The sequence below is a fragment of the Streptomyces sp. SCSIO ZS0520 genome, from assembly GCF_025643355.1.
Lineage (GTDB): Bacteria > Actinomycetota > Actinomycetes > Streptomycetales > Streptomycetaceae > Streptomyces > Streptomyces physcomitrii.
The window spans coordinates 4,970,033-4,988,782 of the sequence record NZ_CP092644.1 but is presented as its reverse complement, the minus strand read 5'-3'; the positions used below and the strand labels follow the sequence as shown (position 1 = coordinate 4,988,782).

Genomic DNA, 18,750 nt, shown 5'->3' with positions numbered 1-18,750 from the left:
CGCCCGGGCGGTACGCGGGCACGGGTGGGCGTGCGGGTCAGGGGCGCAGGACCGCCTTGGGTGCCTGGTGGCCGTGGGCGATGAAGGAGGGGAAGGGGGCCCGCTCCTGATCCTTCGCCAGGGCCACCTCGGGAAAGGCCTCGAAGAACCGGGGCAGCGCGGTGAGCGCCTCGGCGCGGGCCAGCGGGGCGCCGATGCAGCGGTGCACGCCGTGGCCGAAGGCGAGGTGCCGGGAGGGGGCCCGGGTGACGTCGAAGAGGTGGGCCCTCGGTCCGTGGAACTCGGGGTCCCAGCCCACCGCGCCGAAGGTGGCGAGGATGGGCTCGCCCGCGCCGATCACCACGTCCGCCACGGGGATGTCCTCGGTGGCGAAGCGCAGCGGCAGATGGGCGAGGGAGGGCGCCCAGCGCAGGGTCTCCTCGACCACCTGGGACCAGGGCACGGTGCCGTCGAGGACCAGGGCGAGCTGATCGGGGTTGTCGAGGAGAGCGACGACCGCGTTGCCGATGAGGTTGACGGTGGTCTCGTGGCCCGCGCCGAGGACCAGGATCAGGGTGTCGACGAGTTCGGTCTCGTTGAGCCGGTCGCCGCCGTCGCGGGCCTCGATCAGCGCCGAGGTGAGGTCCTCCCCGAGGTGCTCGCGCTTGCGGGCGACCAGCCGGGCCAGGGTCTCGCGGCCGTTGGCGAGCACCTGCCCGGCGACCTCGGGCGGCAGCGAGGTGTCCACGAAGGTGTTGATGAGCGCGGCCACATCGGTGCGCTCCGCCTCGTCGAGGCCGAAGAGTTCGCAGATCACCCGCATCGGCAGCGGATGCGCGAACTGCTCGCGCAGATCGACGACTTCGCCGGGGGCGCGGGTGCCGAGCGCGTCGAGGAGTTCGCCGGTGATGCGGTCGACGGCGGGCTGCATCTCCTGGGTGCGCCGGGCGGTGAAGGCGGGGGCGACGAGTTTGCGCAGCCGGGTGTGGTCGGGGCCGTAGGCGGTGAACATGTTCTCCACCCCGCACCAGTTGTAGATCCAGTGCGCCTCGGGGTGCGCGTGCACCCAGCCGCTCCGCCAGTCCGTCCAGTGCGCCCGCGGGTCCTTGCTGACCCGGGGGTCGTTCAGGAGGGATTCGAGGAGGCGGTGGCGGGTGGGTGCCCAGGCCCGTATCCCGCCGGGCAGCTCGACGGCAGCCACGTCCCCCAGCTCTCGTAGCCGTGCGGCTTCGCCGGGGATGTCGGCGCCGTGGATGTCGACGGGGTGGACGCTCCGGGTGTGAAGGGGTTCGACGGCCATGGGATCTCTCCTCTGGTGGCGACGCGGACCGGGCTGAAGCGCGCGGGCAGCGAGGCGAGTGCGTGGTGGAAGGGGCCCTTGCGCAGCCGCAACTCGGTTTCGGGAACGGCGAGTTCGAGGTCGGGCAGCCGGTGGATCAGCTGGGTGAGGGCGGTCTCGGCGATGCTCATCGCGGTGCCGGGCACCGGGCAGGCGTGCGGGCCCATGGACCAGGCCAGGTGGGAGCCGCGCCCGGAGGCCGCGCAGCCCGGGCCCCGGGGGTCGGTGCCGATCGCCTCGTAGCCGATCATGACCAGGGTGTGGGCGGGGATGCCGCGGCCGTGGAAGGTGAGGTCCTGGCGGGGGTAGTGCGCCCCGTAGTTGGAGATGGGCGGCTGGTCGGCGAGGACCCGGTCGATGGCCGGGATCACGTCGAGGGTGCCGCTGACCACCTGGTTGTAGAGCTCGTCGTCGCGCAGCAGCCGGGCGAGCGGGCTGGCGATGAGGTTGGTGGTGGGCTCCTGTCCGGCGCCGAAGGTCAGCACCACCTGGTGGACGATCTCCACCGGGTCGAGTCCGGCGGGGTGCTGGAGCATCCAGGTGGTGAGGTTGCGGCCCGGGTTCTCGCGCTTCTCCGCGATCAGCTCCATCAGATAGGCCTCGAAGGCCTTCTTGCCCGCGTCGGCCTCCCGGCCGCCCTCCATCATCTTGGCGAGCCCGTCGACGAGCCGGGGCGCGAAGAAGTCGTCCCGGCCGAAGAGCCGGTTGAAGACATAGCTCGGCAGCGGGCGCGCGTACCGCGCGACCAGGTCGGCCTCGCCGTCCGCGGCGAAGGTGTCGATGAGCTGGTCGGCGACGTCGCGGACCATGTCGCGCAGATGGTGCGGCTCGATCATCGCGAAGGCGTCGGCGGTGACGCCGCGGTGCCGGGCGTGGTCGGCGCCGTCGGTGAACATCGGGTTGGGGCGCGGGCCGAGCATGCCGAGGATCGGGTGGTCCTCGGGCCACTGCGCCGCCCAGTCGGTGGAGTCCTTGGTCCAGGTCTCGGTGTCGTGCAGCACGTCGGCGGCGGCGCGGTGCGAGACCACCAGGTAGCCGAAGACGCCGTCGACCAGCTCGATCGGGGCGAGGTCGCCGTAGTGCCGGCGCATGTCGGCGTAGTACTCGTGGCGGCGCTGCGCGAAGTCCTCGGTGTGCAGGCGGTAGTACGGGGGCGGGGGGAAGCTCATGGGCCTGTGTTCCTGCGGTAGACGTCGAGGGAGTGGCTGACGAGGCCGATCAGGGCGTCGATGGAGGACTCGCGCTCCAGCGCGTTGCAGAACAGCAGCGGCGTCTCGGGGTGCAGGTCGAGGTCGGCGCGGACGGTGGCGGCATCCAGGACGGGCGAGCCGGGGAAGTCGTTGACGGCCACCGCGTACGGCATCCCCGACTCCTCCACCAGGTCCATCGCCTCGTAGCTGACCTCGGGCCTGCGCAGGTCCATCAGGACCAGGGCGCCGCGGGCCCCGTAGGCGGTGTCCAGCCAGGCCTGCCGGAAGCGGGCCTGGCCGGGGGTGCCGAAGAGGTAGAGCACCGTCTCGCCGGACTCGCCGAGGGTGAGGCGGCCGAAGTCCATGGTGACCGTGGTGTGGGTCTTCTCCGGGGTGAAGGCGAGGCTGTCGACGCGGCTGGACGGCGCCGTCATGACCTCCTCGGTGTGCAGCGAACGGGTCTCCGAGACGGAGCGGATCAGGGTGGTCTTGCCGACCCCGAGTCCGCCCGCGACCACCAGCTTCACCATGTTCCGCACCGAGCTGGGCAGATAGGCGGGGCCGTCCGGTGCGGCGGCCGGATCAGGCCGGCTTCTTGAGCTTGCGAAGGCCATCGAGGACGCTCTCCAGCAGTTCGACGTCGGGGAGTTCAGCGGGCTCGACGGCCTGGATGAGGCCCAGGTCGAGCAGGTCGCCCGCGAGGATGCGGACCGCGGAGACGGGCAGGCGCAGATGGCCCGCCGCGTCCGCGAGGGTGAGGTCGCCGCCGTCGACCGCCGTCAGCAGGTGGTGCTGCGGCGGGCTGAGCGAGGCGGAGGCCCGTCCGTCCACCCGGATCAGCCGGGTCAGTACGTCGGGTAGCGCACGGCGCGCACTGGTCCGGCCGCCCGTCGCCAGATAGGCGGGGGTGATCCGGACCGGGTCGCGCCGACGGCTCACCTCCCGTCACCCCGGCTGCTGATGTGCAGGGCGAAGGTGTCGGCCAGCTTGGCGAGTTCGTACATGACCCCGCCGAGGTCCGGGTCGGGCTGGGTGAAGGCGGCGATCCGCAGATTGTCCCCGGCGGCGACGATCAGCAGGAAGCGGCCGTCCTCGCCCTCGATGGTGACGCTGCGCGCGCGGGCGCCGCCGCCCGCGACGACCGCGAGGGACTCCCGGCCCAGGCTGTAGAGCCCGGAGGCGGAGGCGGCGGTGGTCTCCGCCTGCTCGCGGTCGACCTCGCCGCCCGCGCCGGCGATGAGCCCGTCGGTGCTGAGGAAGACCACGGCGGCGAGGTCGTGGCGCTGTTGGAGCAGCTTCTCCGCCTGCTCCGAGTAGTTGGGCGCCTCGGCGAGCGGCGTGCTCTGGGCACGACGGTCGGGAGTGGTCATCGGGACGGCTCCTCGTGGGTGACTGGCGATTCGCTGCGGGCCCGCTCCAGGCTCGCCTGCATGCCCGCGTACCGGTCGCGGGTCGCGCTCGGGTCGTTGGCCCGGGGCGCCGCGTCCTGCGGCGCCGCCTGCCCGGCGGCGGGTGCCCGGCGCCTGCGGCGGGGCAGCCCGCCGGGAGCGGCCTGGGCGGGCGGGGCGGAAAGGGGGTCCTCGGCCGGTTCGGGGGCGAGGGGGCGGCTCGGCTCGGCGGGCAGCGGGGCCGCGGCGGACTGGCCGCTGCCCTCGGCCCGGTCCATCGACACGAGCAGCGAGGCGTCGATGTGCACGACCGCCTCCATGCCGCGGGTGGCGGACGGCGACATGGCCACCTCGATGGCGTGCCTGCGGGTCAGCCGCCCGATGGCGGCGAAGCCGAGCTTGGGCGGGGTGCCGATCTCGGTGAGCAGGATGCGCCGGGAGGTGTCGAGCATCCGCAGCGCGAACTCCTGCTTCTCCGCGGTGTCCAGTCCGGGTCCCGAGTCGCTGACGACCACGGCGGCCCCGGCGGCGGTGCGGTGGATGCCGACGCGCACCGGCATGCTGCCGACGGTGCAGTAGGCGGCGTTGTCCATCAGCTCGGCGAGGACCATCGCGAGCGCCTCGGCGGCCGGTGCGGCCACCCCGAGCTGCTGCCCCGCGGGCAGGTGGTTGGTGGTCTCGATGCGCCCGTAGGACTCGACGCGGGACTGGGCGGCGGTGACCAGGTCGGCGAGGTAGGAGTCCTGCCGGGCCAGGCCCGGGGCGTCGCCGCAGACCACGGCGACTGCCTGCACCACGCGGCGCATCAGCACGGTGCGGTGGTCGAGTTCGTAGAGCACGGGCGTGAACTCGGGCCGGTCGCCGAAGTCGTGCTGCGCCTTGTCGAGGATCTTCTCCATCTGGGCGGCCAGGGTGCGCACCCGGCCCGCGACGGTGCGCATGATCTCCTGCGCGGCCTCGTCGGTACGGATCCGGCTGTCGCGCACCGCGGCGGTCAGCTGCTCGGCGACGGTGCGCAGCGCCTTGTCGACCTCGGTGTCCGCGAGCTCCGGGTGCGCGAGCGGCGGTATCCGGTGGGCGGGGTGGGCGAGTTGCTGGATCAGCGCGGGCACCCGGTTCTCGGCGAGGTGGCTCACCTCGGACAGCAGGGCCCGCCGCTGCCGCTCCTGGGCCCCGGCCTCGCGCCGCGCCTCCTCGGTCTCGGCGCGGGCGCGTGCGGTGGCGGCGCGGGCGCGGGTCAGGAGTACGGCGGCGAGCAGGCCCCACAGGGCGAGTGCGCCGAGGGCGACGACGAGCGGTACGGGTATGTCCATGGGGTGAGTCCTCGGTCAACGCGGTCGCCGGGCCCGGGGGAAGGGGACTCCGGCGTGACGGTGCGGGCGGCGCGGTGGGCGGGGAGCCCGGGGTGCCGCCGGTGGGGATGGGTCCACGGCGGGAGAGGTCGGGGGAGGTGTCAGCCGCGGGCTCCTGTCGGCCGCCCAGGGGTGCGGGCCGGGCGGGCGCCGGGCGTTCTCGCGCCGCAGGACAGCTCTGCCCGCCGCGCCTCGCCGCCTGCGCTCCGCGCGCCTGTGCTCACGCCTGCACCTACGGTTACTGACACGTACTCAAGACTGGTACAGCCGCTCGGCTTTGGCAATAAGTCACTCTGCGGAGGCTTCGCGAATTTCCGGCACGGACAATCCTTCGCGACCGGCGGATCGCCAACTCCCCTGCCGCACAACGCAGATACGTCACTTCAGCGCGAATGAACGTTTCCCGGCGGCCCGGGAATTCACTTTTCCGTAATACGGTGGATACGCTGAGGCATGTCGGCAACTCTGGTACGCCAGCGCCCTCTTGGGGATATTCCGCACAGAAGCGGAAGCAGGTCGACAGGTCAGGCAAATGGGTACAGCCCCGCGGGCGGGCGGCCGGGAATTGTGAGCGATGCCACATCCACGGGCTCCGACGCGCGTTTCGAAGGCTGGACAAGCGGTCGGGACCACCTCCCACCGGGCAGGTCCGCCATCCGCCGCCACCCGCGCCCGCAGGCCCCTCAGAAGGCCTCGCGGGCCGTTCCGGCGCCGCCCGCACCGCCCCGCGGGACAGTGCGCCCGATATTCACAGAACCTTAGTGGCGGCCGCTCAATTCGCCTTCACATGCGCGGAGTTGCTTCACTGACGAGTGATAAGGTCGGCGAACTTCCAGTGGGCTGACGGTGCGTGGATCGCACCAGGGGGATCAGCCGCTCAGGCCTCATCTCGGAGGGGACGACGACCGACGTGGTCGCATAGGCTGCGGCGGCCTCTTGGAGAGGTGGCTTCTTCCGAGGTCGGGAAGGGCCAGCCGTTCTTTCCGTTACGCCACTTGAAGAGAGTTCCATGACGTCACTTGTGCAGGATCCTGTCTTCTGGGTCCTGATAGCCGTAACTCTGGTCGCCCTGGCCGCCGTTCTGCGCGCGCGGCGGACCAACGTCGGCTTGCGGAAGCGTAACGCAGATCTCCATGACGAACGCGGCACCCTGCTGGGCAAGTTCGACGAGCTCCAGGCCCATCAGGCAGGCCTGCGGGCGCAGTTCGCGGCCGAGCTCGCCGATGTCCGCTCCGACGCGGAAGAGGAGACCAAGTCGGTCCTCAAGGCCGCGATGCGCACCCTGCAGAGCCTCGCCGACGAACAGCAGGTCGTCATCGACCAGGCGCAGAAGAAGTACGGCGAGGACCCGCAGATCCTCGCCGACCTGATGGCGATCGACCACACCAACAGCCAGTTCGGCCGCCGCGCCCAGGGCATCGCGGTGCTCTGCGGCGGCTGGCTCGGCCGCCGCGAGTCGGTCGCCTCCGTCTACGACGTGGCCCGCAGCGCCCAGGGCCGCATCCGGCAGTTCGACCGGGTCCGCATCCACGCGCAGGCCAGCTTCTCCGTCGTCAGCAGAGCCGTGGAACCCGTCGCGGTGGTGCTCGCCGAGCTGCTGGCCAACGCCACCAAGTACTCGGCGCCCTCCACCCCGGTGGAGATCAACATCAAGGCCGTCTCCAAGGGCGTCTGCCTGATCGTCGACGACGGCGGCCTCGGCATGGGCCAGGAGGAGAAGGACCGCGCCGCCGCCCTGCTCTCCCCGGCCGCACCGCTGACCATCTCCAGCCTGGGCAACCCCCCGCAGTTCGGCTTCGCCGTCTCCGGGATGCTCGCCACCCGGTACGGGTTCACCGTCTCGGTGGACTCGGTCTCGCCCTACGGGGGAGTCCGCGCGGTGATCCTGCTGCCCGACGAACTGCTCACCACGGAGGCAGTCCTGCCACCTTCCGCCGCCTCCCGTCCGCAGGGCCCCACCCCCGTACAGCAGCCGCCCGCCGCGCAGCCCGTCGCGGTCGAGCACCCGGAGTCCGCCGCGGAGACGACCACCCAGCTCACCCCGGTCAGCGACAGCGGGCCCGGCCCGATGCCGCCGGTCGGCACCACGGCGGGCGGACTGCCCAAGCGGCGCCGCTCCAGCCCGGTCGCGGTCGTCCCGCCGGCCCAGCAGTCCGCCCCCGAACCCTCCCGCTCCAGCCAGGAGACGGCCTCCCTCCTCGGCGCCTTCCAGCGCGGGACCCGCTCCGGGCGCACCACGACGACGCACACGGAAGGACAAGAGAACTCGTGAACCCCGATCTGTCGTGGGCGCTCAACGACGTGCTCCAGGTACGCGGCGCGCGGCACGCGATCCTCGTCTCGTCCGACGGGCTGCTCCTGGAACACTCCAGTGAGTTCGGCCGCGACGACGCGGAGACCGTGGCCGCCGCGATCAGCGGCATGCAGTCGCTGAGCCGGGCCCTGGCCCCCTTCATCGGCAGCGGCCACACCACCGGCTGGCGCCAGACCCTCCTGGAGTACAACGACGGCTGGATCTTCCTGATCGCGGCGGGCAGCGGCGCCTACCTCGCGGCCACCGCCGGTGCCGACGTGGACATGGAGGCGATGTCCTTCCGTATGCAGCAGCAGGTGAGCGCGCTCGGCAAGGCCCTGATGACACCGCTTCGCGAGCATCCCGGCAGCGGCGCATGACGGCGCCCGGTGAGGAGCAGCCGGTCACGAGCGGGTTCATCCGCTCCTACGTCATCACCAACGGGCGGGACCTGCCGGACGCGGACGGGTTCTCCCTGGTCACGCTGGTCACCATCGCGCCCGACCGGGAGCCCCCGGCCCGGCTCAGTCCCGAACTGCGCTCCGTGTGGGACCTGTGCTCGGGCGGCTACCTGTCGGTCGCGGAGGTGGCCGCCCGCCTCGAACTGCCGGTCGGTGTGGTGCGGCTGCTCCTGACGGATTTAGCGGACCAGGGCCATCTGCTCCGGCGGGCCGCACCGCCGCCCGCCCAACTTGTCGACAGGAAGATCCTCAAAGAGGTGCTGCATGGACTCCAACGCCGCTTCGGCTGACAGCATTTACGTGCCGGACGCGGTGCAGACGGCCGCGAAGATCCTCGTCGTCGGCCACTTCGCGGTGGGCAAGACCACGCTCATCGGCACCCTCTCCGAGATCGCCCCGCTGCGTACCGAGGAGAAGATGACGCAGGCGGCGGCGCACGTCGACGACCTGCGGGGCGCGCCCGACAAGAAGACGACGACCGTGGCGCTCGACTTCGGCCGTCTGACGCTCAGCGACGAACTGGTCCTGTACCTGTTCGGCACCCCGGGCCAGCAGCGCTTCATGCAGCTGTGGGAGGACATGGCCAGGGGCGCGCTCGGCGCGCTGCTCCTGGTCGACCCCTCACGCCTGGCCGAGACCTTCCCGGTCATCGACCTGATCGAGAAGTACGGCCTGGAGTTCGCGATCGCGGTCAACAGCTTCGACGCGCGCTCCCAGTACGCGGAGGAGGAACTGCGGGAGGCGCTCGACCTGCTGCCGCACACCCCGGTCGTCTACTGCGACGCCCGGGACCAGCACAGTTCGGCGCAGGCCCTGATCACCCTCATCCAGCACCTGCTCGCGCGCGCCTCCTGACGCGCCTCACCCATCAGCCGCCCCGGACCTCCCGAAGACCCGGGCTCAGACCGAGATACACCGAGGAACGACGATGGATTCTCAAGCCGGAGCCTCCCCGCAGACCGCACCGCCCGCGGGCTGCCCCATGCACCAGCCCCAGTCCGCGCCGCTGTACGGGGAGGACTTCGCCGCCCATCCCCAGGAGATCTACGCGCGTCTGCGGGCCCAGGGTCCGGTGGCCGCGGTCGAGCTGGCCCCGGGTGTCGACGCCGACCTGGTCATCGCGCACGACGCGGCGCTCAGGGTGCTGCAGAACCCCTCGCTGTTCGCGCGGGACGCACGGCGCTGGGCGGCGCTGAACGAGGGCCGGGTGCCCGCCGACAGCCCGGTGCTCGGCATGATGGGCTACCGCCCGAACGCGATGTTCTCCGACGGCGCGGAGCACCTGCGGCTGCGCAAGGCGATCACCGAGTCCCTCGCCCGGATCAACACCGCCCGGCTGAGCCGCGATGTGGAGCGGGTCGCCGACTACCTCATCGACCAGTTCAGCGAGCGCGGCAGCGCGGACCTCCTGAACGACTACGCCAAGCTGCTCCCGCTGCTGCTCTTCAACCAGCTCTTCGGCTGCACCGGCGACATCGGCGACCGGCTGACCCACTACATGTCGATGCTCTTCGACGGCCAGGACGTGGTGCGCTCCAACGAGGAGCTGAACGCCTGCCTGATGGAGCTGGTCGCCCTCAAGCGCCGCCAGCCCGGCGAGGACATGACCTCCTGGCTGATCCAGCACCCGGCGGGCCTGCGCGACGAGGAGCTGAAGGACCAGCTCGTCCTGCTGATGGGCGCCGGTGTCGAGCCGGAGCGCAACCTCATCGGCAACGCCCTGCTGCTGCTCCTGTCCGAGGAGGCCCCGGCGCCCGGCTCGCGCGGCGGCGGCCTGCTCGTCGAGGACGCCCTGGACGACGTGCTGTGGAACCACTCCCCGATCGCCAACTACGGCACCCACTTCCCCCTCCAGGACGTCGACCTGGACGGCACGGTGCTGCCCGCCAACTCCCCGGTGCTGATCAGCTTCGCGGCGGCCAACAGCGACCCCTCACTCACCGACGCCCGGCAGACCCTCAGCAAGGGCGCGCACCTGGCCTGGGGCGCGGGACCGCACGCCTGCCCCGCCAAGTCGCCCGCCCAGCTGATCGCGCTGACCGCGATCGAGCGGATCCTGAACGCGCTGCCGGACATCGCGCTGGCCGCCCCGGCCCGCGAACTCGCCTGGCGACCGGGCCCGTTCCACCGCGCGCTCGTCTCGCTGCCGGTGCGGTTCACGCCGACCGCGGCCCGGCGGGCGGCGGCGCCCCGGCCGGTGGCGCAGGCGGTGCCGGTGCCGCCCACCCAGGCCCTCCCGGGCGAGCAGACGCCCAAGAAGGCCAAGGGCTGGTGGAGTTCCTTCCTGGACGTCTTCCGGGTATGAGATCTGGCGTCCGTCGGCGGGCTGTGCGACCCTGGCCGAAAACAGTCACCCTCCGTAGCTGGCATGTGACAATGGCAACAGCCAAACGTGCATGACCAAGGTGCCCGCAGGGGATGGTTGCGTCGACAACTACTCCCCTTGGCCAAGGAGTTGGAGTGACATCCCCTGCAGGTGACATAGCCGTCGACCGGCGTGCCGTTGTCCCTCTCCTCGGGCGTCTGCGCGCGCCCGAGGGGCTGGCGGAGCCCTTCCCCGTGTGGAACGAGATCCGGTCGCTCGGCGAGGCGGTGCCCACGCCCTGGGGAGGCTGGCTGCTGACCGGTTTCGACGTCTGCAACCAGGTGCTCCGCGGCCGGGACTGGCTGGTTCCCGACTTCGCCTGGCAGGCCCGGCAGCCGGACACCGAGCGCTGGCAGGCCCCGGCGACCCAGGAGATGAGCCGGACCCTCTCGCGCCTCAACCCCCCGATGCACACGCACCAGCGGCGCGGAATCGGCAACCTCTTCGACCGCGCCGCGCTGACCGCGCTCGGTCCGATGGTGGCCGGGCACACCACCCACCTCCTGGACGAGCTGGCGGAGCGCTTCGCGCGCGGGCCCGCCGACTTCGTCCGGCCGGTCGGCGAGATGCTGCCGATCGCCACCATCGGGGACTGGCTGGGCATCCCGCCCGAGGACCACCGGTACCTGGTCGAGCTCACCCACGACCAGGCCCACGCCCAGGAACTGCTGCCCAACAAGAGCCAGTTGGCGCTGTCGGAGGAGGCCACCCGGCAGCTGCGCGCCTATTTCACCGGGTTGATCGCCGAGCGCCGCAAGGCACCCGGCGCGGATGTGCTCTCCAGCTGGATCCGCACCTGGGACGAGCTGGAACCGGACCGGGAGAGCGCCGACGAGATCCTCTACACGCTCACCATGTTCGTCACCGTGGCCGCCCTGGAGACCACCACCACCCTGCTGTCCACGGTGGTCTGGCGGCTCCTCCAGGACCCGGCCCGCTGGGACTGGCTGCGCCGCAACCCGGAGCACATCGACAGCGCCCTGGACGAGGCGCTGCGCTACGACCCCCCGATCCAGCTGAACACCCGTATCGCCGCCGTCGACACCGAACTGGCCGGGATACCGCTCGCGAAGGACACGATGGTGCACGTGATGTACGGGGCCGCCAACCACGACCCCCGGGCCAACGAGAACCCGGGGGACTTCGACATCCTGCGCGGCGGCAACCACCTCACCTTCGGCGGCGGCATCCACTACTGCCTGGGCGCGCAGCTCGCCCGCCTGGAGGCCAGGACCCTGCTCGGCCAGCTCCTGGAACGCTTCCCCACCCTGCACACCCCCGGGGCGCCGCACTACGCCTCCCGGATGGTCTTCCGCCGCATCATCTCGCTGGAGTTGGCCGTATGAAGTTCATGAACCTCTTCGGCGGGCAGGCCGTGCCCCACCAGCTGAAGACGGTCCGCGCCGAACAGCGCGACGCGGTCCTGTACGTGGAGCTGAACAGCCCCCAGACCGGCAACGCGGTCACCGAGCCCATGCTCGACGACCTGCTGTCGGTGCTCACCGAACCCGACCCGGCGACCCGGGTCATCGTGCTGTCCGGGGCGGGCGAGGACTTCTGCCTCGGCGGCGACCGCAGCGAGTTCGCCACCATGGTCGACATCGACCCGACCGGCGGCGGCATCCGCGGCACCGGCAACAAGGCCCGCCGGGTCTGCGAGGCGATCACCCACAGCCCGGCGGTCACCATCGCCCGCCTCCAGGGCAAGACCATCGGCGCGGGGCTCGCCCTCGCCCTCGCCTGCGATCTGCGGGTGGGCGCCGGCACCGCGAGCTTCCGGCTGCCCGAGCTGGCCCTCGGCCTGCCCACCGCCTGGGGCGGCGTGCTGCCCCGCCTGCTGCACGAGGTCGGCGCGGCCCGGGTGCGCGAGCTCGTCCTCACCGGCCGCGCCTTCGACGCCGCCGAGGCGCACCACCTCTCCGTGCTGCAACGCGTCGTCCCCGAGGCCGAGTTGGACGCCGCCGTGGACGCCTGGGCCAAGCCGGTCAAGCGCCGCCCGGCCGCCGCCCTGCGCGTGACCAAGGCCCTCTTCAGCGCCTACGCCGCCCAGACCCGCCTGGCCGACCCCTCCGCCCTCGACGGCGAACTCATGGCCTCGGTGGTCGCCGCCGCCCACTACGAACGCCAGCAGGGCACGAGCTGACCCCGGCCCGCACAACTCCCGTACGGGCGGCTCCCGTACGGGCGGCTCCCGTACGGGCGGCTCCCGTACGGGACGGTCGCGTACGAGCGGATCCCGTACGGCCGGATCCCCTGCGGGCGGGCTAGCGCCCCCGGAAGCTGCGCCGGTAGGACAGCGGGCTGACGCCGGTGGTGCGGCGGAAGCGTTCCCGGAAGGCGTTGGCGGAGCCGAACCCGACCTGGGCGCCGATGCGTTCGACCGGATGCTCGGTGGTCTCCAGGAGGTGCTGGGCCTGCCGGACGCGGGCGCGGTGCAGCCATTGCAGCGGGGTGGTGCCGGTCTGCTCCCGGAAGCGGCGCATCAGGGTACGGGTGCTGGTGCCCGCCCGGTCGGCGATCTCGGCGAGGGTCAGCTCCCGGCCGAGGTTCTCCTCCAGCCAGCCGAGCAGGGGCTCCAGGGCGGCCCCGCGCGGGACCGGCGGATAAGGCGGCCGGACGATGAACTGGGCCTGCCCGCCCTCGCGTTCGAGCGGCATCACGGAGAGCCGCGCGGCGTCGGCCGCGACCGCGGAGCCGTAGTCCCGCCGGATCATGTGCAGGCACAGGTCGAGCCCGGCGGCGGCGCCCGCCGAGGTGAGGAACTGCCCGTTGTCCACGTAGAGCACCTCCGGGTCGACCTCGATCCGCGGGTGGGCGGCGGCGAGTTCGGCCGCGGCCAGCCAGTGCGTGGTGGCCCGCAGCCCGTCGAGCAGCCCCGCGGCGGCGAGCACGAAGGTCCCGGAGCAGATCGAGGCGATCCGGGTGCCCTCGGCGGCGGCCCCGCGCAGCGCCTCCCGCACCTCGGGCGGCAGCGGCGCCGCGGGCTCGGCGGTCCCGGGCACGACGACGGTGTCGGCGCCCCGCAGCCCGTCGAGCCCCCAGGGCGCCCGGAGGCGGAAGAGACCGGCGTCGACCTCGGGCCGGGCGGCGCAGACCCGCACCCGGTAGCCGGGCCGCCCGTCGGGCAGCCGGGTCCGCCCGAACACCTCGATCGGCGTGGACAGATCGAAGGGGATCACCTGGTCCAGGGCGAGCAGGGCGAGGGTGTGCATGGCGGGAATCTACCGGGTCCCGGATTCCCGCCAGCGGGCAGTGCCGGAGCATGCGGATACGAGGACGGGTACGGGGCTCCCGCGACCGGTGGGTTCGCGCCGCTTCCGGTCCTGGCGGCATCCGGGGGGAACCTGTCAAGAATGCCACTGGGACGGCCTCGCGCGGGCGCCTAGCGTCGGGGCCGCACCGGCTCCCGTACCCGGCCCGGTGATCCCCGTCCCTCCCCTGTCCTGGAGCCCGTATGCACGCCTGGTCCGTTCCCCCCGCCGGCCCCCGCCCGACGCACTGAACGGGGGCGCCTCATGACGAAGTTCTTCCTCTCCCTGCACGTCCTGGCCGCGGTGCTGGCCATCGGTCCGGTGACGGTGGCGGCGAGCATGTTCCCGAAGTTCTGGCGCCGCGCGCAGGCGGACCCGGGGGACGCGACCGCCCGTACGGTCCTTGCCACCCTGCACCGGATCTGCCGCGTCTACGCCGCGATCGGCCTCGCCGTGCCCCTCCTCGGCTTCGCCACCGCGAGCAGCCTCGGGGTGCTCGGCAGCGCCTGGCTGATCGTCTCCATCGTGCTCACCACGGTGGCGGGCGGTGTCCTGCTCCTGCTGATCCTGCCCGGCCAGCAGAACGCGCTCGAAGCGCTGGGGGTCCCGGACGGCCACCTCGGGGCGGAGGGCGCCGCGAGCGGCGTCCCCTCGGCCGGAGCGAGGACGGCCGAGGAGGCGGCGGCCGGAAGGCCGGCGACCGAAGGGGCGGCGGCGGAGGCGGCGGTGGGCGTGGGGGCCGTGGAGGCGGTGCCCGGTCCGGAGACGACCGGCGCGAGGGCACCGGCCCACGAGACGGCACCTGCCCCGGAGGCTCAGGCACCCGCCCCGGAGGCTCAGGCACCCGCCCCGGAGGCTCAGGCACCCGCCCGGGAAACGAGGGCACCCGCCCCGGAGGCGGCGAGCGCGCGGGGCCGCGGGCCCGGGGCGCGGACCGCCGCCGGGCTCGCGATGTCCACCGGGGTCTTCAACCTGCTGTGGGCGACGGTCACCGTGCTGATGATCGTCCGGCCGGGCTCCACCACCGGGGCCTGAGCCCCCGGCACACGGGCCGACCGCGCTTCAGGCGCCGGGACGGCCCGCTGCCCGTGGAGGCGCCGGGACGACCCGCAGCCCGTGGGGCGCCGGGACGGCCCGCTGCCCATGGGGGGCTCGCCTCGCCAGGGGTGCGTAAGCCTCGCCCGTGACGAGCCGGTGCGGTCTCAGCCCGCCCGGTGCACGACCGCGTCGCACAGCTCCAGGAGGGCCGACTTGGCGGCGCACTCGGGCAGCGGGGCGAGGGTGGCGCGGGCGTCCTCGGCGTAGCGGACGGTGTCCTCGCGGGCGAGTTCGAGGGCGGGGTGGACGCGCAGCCGGGCCAGTGCCTCGGCGTGCCGGGCGTCGTCGCTGAGGTCGGACTCCAGGAGGGCGACCAGCTCGGTGTCCTCCTCGCGGCCGCGGCGGGCGGCCAGTTCGCGCAGCCGCAGCACCGGCAGCGTGGGGATGCCCTCGCGCAGGTCGGTGCCGGGGGTCTTGCCGGACTCCTGGGAGTCGGAGGCGATGTCGAGGACGTCGTCGGCGAGCTGGAAGGCGACCCCGAGGCGTTCGCCGAACTGCGTGAGGATGTCGACGACCTGCTCGTCGGCACCGGACATCATCGCGCCGAAGCGGCCGGAGACGGCGACCAGCGAGCCGGTCTTGCCGCCGAGGACGTCGAGGTAGTGCTCGACCGGGTCGCGGCCGTCGCGCGGGCCCGCGGTCTCCAGGATCTGGCCGGTGACCAGGCGCTCGAAGGCCTGCGCCTGGATACGGACGGCCTCGGGACCGAGGTCGGCCAGTATCTGCGAGGCCCGGGCGAAGAGGAAGTCGCCGGTGAGCACGGCCAGCGAGTTGCCCCAGCGGGTGTTGGCGCTCGGGACGCCGCGGCGCACGTCCGCCTCGTCCATCACGTCGTCGTGGTAGAGCGTCGCCAGATGCGTCAGCTCCACGACCACCGCGGCGGGCACGATGCCCGGTTCGTTCGGGTCGCCGAACTGCGCGGCCAGCATGACCAGCAGCGGACGGAACCTCTTGCCGCCCGCGCGCACCAGGTGCTGCGCGGCCTCGGTGATGAACGGCATCTCGCTCTTGGTGGCCTCGAGGAGGCCCTCCTCGACGGCCGTCAATCCGGCCTGGACATCGGCCTCGAGAGCCGTGTCCCGCACGCTCAGCCCGAAGGGCACGACGACGGTCACGAGGGGGTCTCCTGTCTGCTGACGATCACAGAGTCGATCACACGGTTTGTCGATGTGTCGCTGCGTTCATTCAACTCAGCGTATCCGGTCGTCTTTCGATCACAGTGAGCGCCTGCCCGGACAATCGGGGCAGCATGCGGTCACAAAGCGGCGGTCAGCGGCCCGGGGCCCGTGATTGCCGGGCGAGCGGCGTCCGCCGGGCCGCGCCTCCGCGGCTTCCCGGGGTCCGCCGGATGCGCCCCGGGTACGGCAGAAGAGTCATCCCCGGCCCCGCCCTCGCGCGGCCCCGCGCGGATCCCGCCGGGCCGCCCGGGGACACCGCCGCCGGGCACCGCGCCCCTTGCGGCACGGCACCCGGCGGCACCCCTGGCAGGCCCGCGCGCCCTCAGGACCGGCGGGGCCGGTGGAACCGCACCTCCGGGTTCTGCGGCGTCGGCCCGTCGAGCAGCGGCTGCGGTACGGACTTCAGGTGCAGGGTGAGGAAGGCGGCGAGGTAGTCCCGGGTGACCTCCGCGCTGCGCGCGCCCGGCAGGGGTGCCCCCGGGTCCTCCAGGCCGAGTTGGTCGCCGAGCACCGGCAGATCGGTGAAGCTCATGTGCCCGGTGCCGGTCACCGTGAGCCAGCGCTTGTAGCCGTCGAGCGCCGCCCAGCCCGTGTCCCAGCTGGCGTCCCCGCCGCCCGGCCCGTGGTGGGCGTCCGCGCCGAGCATCAGGAAGGGCCGCCCGCCGAGCCCGGCCGCGGGCACCGGGGCGAAGAAGGTGCCGTCCATGTTCACCCCGGCGCCGACCCGTTCGTCGGCGGCCATCACCGCCGAGGAGGCGTTCCCGCCGATGGAGTGCCCGGCGGCGGCGGTCCGCTCCCGGTCGATCAGGCGGGTGTACGGGCGCAGGGCGGGGTCGCCGCCGCCGGTCCGCGCTCCGGCGGCGCCCCTCGGGCCGGTCAGCTGGTCCAGGACGAAGGAGAAGTCGGCGGCCCGGCCCTCGGCGACCGCGGCGAGGGGGGTGTCCCCCGTCTCCGGGTCGGTCCGCTCGCAGGCCACGCAGGTCAGGGTGCGTCCGCCGGGGAAGGCGGTGCCGGAGGACTCGTAGGCGTGGTCGATCGCGGCGACCACGTACCCGCGGGAGGCGAGGTCCTCGGCGAGCGAGGTGAGGGTCGCCCGCGGCAGCGTGAAGCCGGGCGAGAGCAGCACCAGCGGGAAGCGGCCGGGCGCCGGGCGTGCGCCGGTGCGCGCATGGGTACGGGTGGCCGCCACCCGCGCCGGGTCCACCCCCGGCCGCCCCTGGAACTCGACCAGGAGCCGGGCCTCCTCCCCGGTGAGGTAGGGCCGCTCCCGGCCCGCTCCCCCGCTGCGGGCCGGGTAGGAGAGCGAGACCATCAGCTCCCGGTCGCCCGCCTCCGGCACCCAGGGGTCGCGGCGGCTGTGGTCGGTGAGGTGGAGGGTCTCGGCGCCGACCCGGAAGGGGCCGGTGGGGCGCGGCAGCCGGAGCCGCTCCTGCGCGCCCGCGTGCGCCTCCCCCTGGGCGGCGGCCGGGAACCGTTTGACGGCGGCCGGGGACCGTTCGGCGACGGCCGGGGACTGCCCGGCGGCGCGCGGGGACTGCCCGGCGGCGGCCGGTGCCCGCTCGGCGGCGGCGAGCGCGGAGGGTGCCGCCGCCAGGGGGATCGCGGCCAGCGCGAGGGCGAGCAGGAGCCGGGTGCCGAGGGCCGGGGCCGTACGGCCGCCCGGAAGTCTGCGGCCCCGCGCGCCTGTTCGCGCCCGGGCCGCACTGCGGTAGGTGGTCATGCCAGAACGCTAGGCAGCGGGCCCGCGCCCGTCGTCCGCCTCCGAGAGGAGCGCGGATGCGACTTTCGGCCCGCCCGGACGGGCCGGGACGGCACCCTGGTACGACCCGCCCCGAGGCGGGTACCACCCCGCCCCGAGGCGGATAGCCCCCGTCCCGGCGGGGCCCCTCAGCCGAAGTGGCGTTCCAGGATCGCCGCGACCCCGTCCTCCTCGTGCGAGAGGGTCACCTCGTCGGCGACGGCCTTCAGTTCGGGGTGGGCGTTGGCCATGGCGACGCCGTGGGCGGCCCACTGGAACATCGGGATGTCATTGGGCATGTCCCCGAAGGCGATCGTCCCGGCGGGGCCGAGGCCGAGCCGCTCGGCGGCGAGCGCGAGGCCCGCGCCCTTGGTGACGCCGTAGGGCTGGAGCTCCACGATGTCGGTGCCCGCCCGGGTGACGGTGACCAGGTCGCCGACGATCTGGTGGGCGGCGGCGGCCAGTTCCTCGTCGCTGAGGTCCGGGTGGCGCACCAGGACCTTGTTGATCGGCTCGGCCCACAGCCCGCGGCGGCCCTCGACCCGGGTGGCGGGCAGCGTCGGGTGCGGCATCCGGTAGCCGGGCTCGGCGAGCGTCAGGCCCTCGGTGTCGGCCTGGTTGACCGCCGCGTGCACGGCGCCGACCTCGGCCTCCAGCTTGCCGAGCACGGTGTCGGCGAGTTCGCGGTCCAGGGTGACGGAGTGCACCAGGCGGTCCCGCGCCGCGTCGTACACCTGCGCGCCCTGGCCGCACACCGCGAGCCCCTGGTATCCGAGACCGGTGAGCAGCGGCCGCACCTGGGGCACGGGGCGGCCGGTGGCCACGATGTGCACGGCACCGGCCGCGGCGGCCCGGTCGAGGGCGGCCCGCGAACGGGCCGAGATCGTGTCACCGGTGCGCAGCAGGGTGCCGTCGAGGTCCGTCGCGATCAGCGCGAAGGGGGCGGCGGGGGCGGAGGTCCCCCCGGTTCCGGCGGGGGAGGGATTGTGCATGGGAGCGAGCATACGAAAGAGAGATCACCGAAGCGCGCCCCGTCCCGGAGTGCAGGACGGCCCCGCCCCCACCGCTCCCGCCGTACGGCGAGGGGCAGTTGCGGCGCTCCCGGCCCCGGCGCGGGG

Annotated in this window: 18 protein-coding genes; 8 read left to right on the top strand and 10 right to left on the bottom strand. The window is 73.4% G+C overall.

What is annotated here, in order from left to right:
• Positions 1 to 37 precede the first annotated feature (37 nt).
• Genes MID12_RS19710 through MID12_RS19685 form a run of 6 tightly spaced genes read right to left on the bottom strand, consistent with a single transcriptional unit; the run spans position 38 to position 5,209 of the window.
• Positions 38 to 1,180 (bottom strand): cytochrome P450 family protein, encoded by a 1,143-nt coding sequence (locus MID12_RS19710; RefSeq protein WP_263169314.1) that lies wholly within the window; start codon positions 1,178 to 1,180, stop codon positions 38 to 40.
• Positions 1,105 to 2,487 carry a cytochrome P450 gene (locus MID12_RS19705; protein ID WP_237282859.1) on the bottom strand — a complete coding sequence of 461 codons (1,383 nt, stop codon included), beginning with the start codon at positions 2,485 to 2,487 and terminating at the stop codon, positions 1,105 to 1,107. Before MID12_RS19705 ends, MID12_RS19710 begins: the two co-directional genes overlap by 76 nt.
• Positions 2,484 to 3,122: a GTP-binding protein gene (locus MID12_RS19700; RefSeq protein ID WP_040252562.1), complete on the bottom strand. Its 639-nt coding sequence runs from the start codon at positions 3,120 to 3,122 to the stop codon at positions 2,484 to 2,486. The genes MID12_RS19705 and MID12_RS19700 overlap by 4 nt, the downstream gene beginning before the upstream one ends.
• Entirely contained in the window at positions 3,091 to 3,447 is a 357-nt protein-coding gene (locus tag MID12_RS19695; protein ID WP_040252560.1) for a DUF742 domain-containing protein, read from the bottom strand. The genes MID12_RS19700 and MID12_RS19695 overlap by 32 nt, the downstream gene beginning before the upstream one ends.
• A complete protein-coding gene (locus MID12_RS19690; protein WP_052482469.1) occupies positions 3,444 to 3,878 on the bottom strand; it encodes a roadblock/LC7 domain-containing protein in 435 nt (144 codons plus the stop codon). The genes MID12_RS19695 and MID12_RS19690 overlap by 4 nt, the downstream gene beginning before the upstream one ends.
• Positions 3,875 to 5,209 (bottom strand): sensor histidine kinase, encoded by a 1,335-nt coding sequence (locus MID12_RS19685; RefSeq protein ID WP_040252558.1) that lies wholly within the window; start codon positions 5,207 to 5,209, stop codon positions 3,875 to 3,877. Before MID12_RS19685 ends, MID12_RS19690 begins: the two co-directional genes overlap by 4 nt.
• A 1,048-nt stretch (positions 5,210 to 6,257) precedes the next feature.
• Between MID12_RS19685 and MID12_RS19680 the strand changes: the two genes are divergently transcribed.
• The 7 genes from MID12_RS19680 to MID12_RS19650 all read left to right on the top strand — a co-directional run bounded on the left by MID12_RS19680 (position 6,258) and on the right by MID12_RS19650 (position 12,510).
• Positions 6,258 to 7,520 (top strand): ATP-binding protein, encoded by a 1,263-nt coding sequence (locus MID12_RS19680; protein WP_040252556.1) that lies wholly within the window; start codon positions 6,258 to 6,260, stop codon positions 7,518 to 7,520.
• On the top strand, positions 7,517 to 7,921 hold the full coding sequence (locus MID12_RS19675) for a roadblock/LC7 domain-containing protein (protein ID WP_040252554.1): 405 nt from the start codon (positions 7,517 to 7,519) through the stop codon (positions 7,919 to 7,921). The genes MID12_RS19680 and MID12_RS19675 overlap by 4 nt, the downstream gene beginning before the upstream one ends.
• Positions 7,918 to 8,292, top strand: coding sequence for a DUF742 domain-containing protein (locus tag MID12_RS19670; protein ID WP_040252552.1), 375 nt, complete (start codon positions 7,918 to 7,920; stop codon positions 8,290 to 8,292). The genes MID12_RS19675 and MID12_RS19670 overlap by 4 nt, the downstream gene beginning before the upstream one ends.
• Positions 8,267 to 8,857: a GTP-binding protein gene (locus MID12_RS19665; protein WP_040252551.1), complete on the top strand. Its 591-nt coding sequence runs from the start codon at positions 8,267 to 8,269 to the stop codon at positions 8,855 to 8,857. Before MID12_RS19670 ends, MID12_RS19665 begins: the two co-directional genes overlap by 26 nt.
• A gap of 73 nt (positions 8,858 to 8,930) precedes the next feature.
• Positions 8,931 to 10,307: a cytochrome P450 gene (locus tag MID12_RS19660; protein ID WP_186095458.1), complete on the top strand. Its 1,377-nt coding sequence runs from the start codon at positions 8,931 to 8,933 to the stop codon at positions 10,305 to 10,307.
• A gap of 113 nt (positions 10,308 to 10,420) precedes the next feature.
• Complete coding sequence (locus tag MID12_RS19655; RefSeq protein ID WP_078845113.1) at positions 10,421 to 11,713, top strand: cytochrome P450; 1,293 nt, start codon at positions 10,421 to 10,423, stop codon at positions 11,711 to 11,713.
• Positions 11,710 to 12,510, top strand: coding sequence for an enoyl-CoA hydratase/isomerase family protein (locus MID12_RS19650; protein ID WP_052482468.1), 801 nt, complete (start codon positions 11,710 to 11,712; stop codon positions 12,508 to 12,510). The genes MID12_RS19655 and MID12_RS19650 overlap by 4 nt, the downstream gene beginning before the upstream one ends.
• 121 nt (positions 12,511 to 12,631) lie before the next feature.
• Here MID12_RS19650 and MID12_RS19645 read toward each other — a convergent pair whose 3' ends face one another.
• On the bottom strand, positions 12,632 to 13,579 hold the full coding sequence (locus MID12_RS19645; RefSeq protein ID WP_263169295.1) for a GlxA family transcriptional regulator: 948 nt from the start codon (positions 13,577 to 13,579) through the stop codon (positions 12,632 to 12,634).
• A gap of 303 nt (positions 13,580 to 13,882) precedes the next feature.
• Between MID12_RS19645 and MID12_RS32300 the strand changes: the two genes are divergently transcribed.
• Positions 13,883 to 14,653 (top strand): protease, encoded by a 771-nt coding sequence (locus MID12_RS32300; RefSeq protein ID WP_317633430.1) that lies wholly within the window; start codon positions 13,883 to 13,885, stop codon positions 14,651 to 14,653.
• A gap of 167 nt (positions 14,654 to 14,820) precedes the next feature.
• On the opposite strand, the gene MID12_RS19635 is transcribed toward MID12_RS32300, so the two are convergent.
• The 3 genes from MID12_RS19635 to MID12_RS19625 form a co-directional block, all read right to left on the bottom strand.
• Positions 14,821 to 15,831, bottom strand: a complete 1,011-nt coding sequence (locus tag MID12_RS19635) for a polyprenyl synthetase family protein (RefSeq protein ID WP_040252544.1) — start codon at positions 15,829 to 15,831, stop codon at positions 14,821 to 14,823.
• A gap of 385 nt (positions 15,832 to 16,216) precedes the next feature.
• Entirely contained in the window at positions 16,217 to 17,614 is a 1,398-nt protein-coding gene (locus MID12_RS19630; RefSeq protein ID WP_263169291.1) for an alpha/beta hydrolase family protein, read from the bottom strand.
• Positions 17,615 to 17,781: 167 nt separating this feature from the next.
• Positions 17,782 to 18,624, bottom strand: coding sequence for an HAD family hydrolase (locus tag MID12_RS19625; RefSeq protein ID WP_263169290.1), 843 nt, complete (start codon positions 18,622 to 18,624; stop codon positions 17,782 to 17,784).
• Between the last annotated feature and the right edge of the window lie 126 nt (positions 18,625 to 18,750).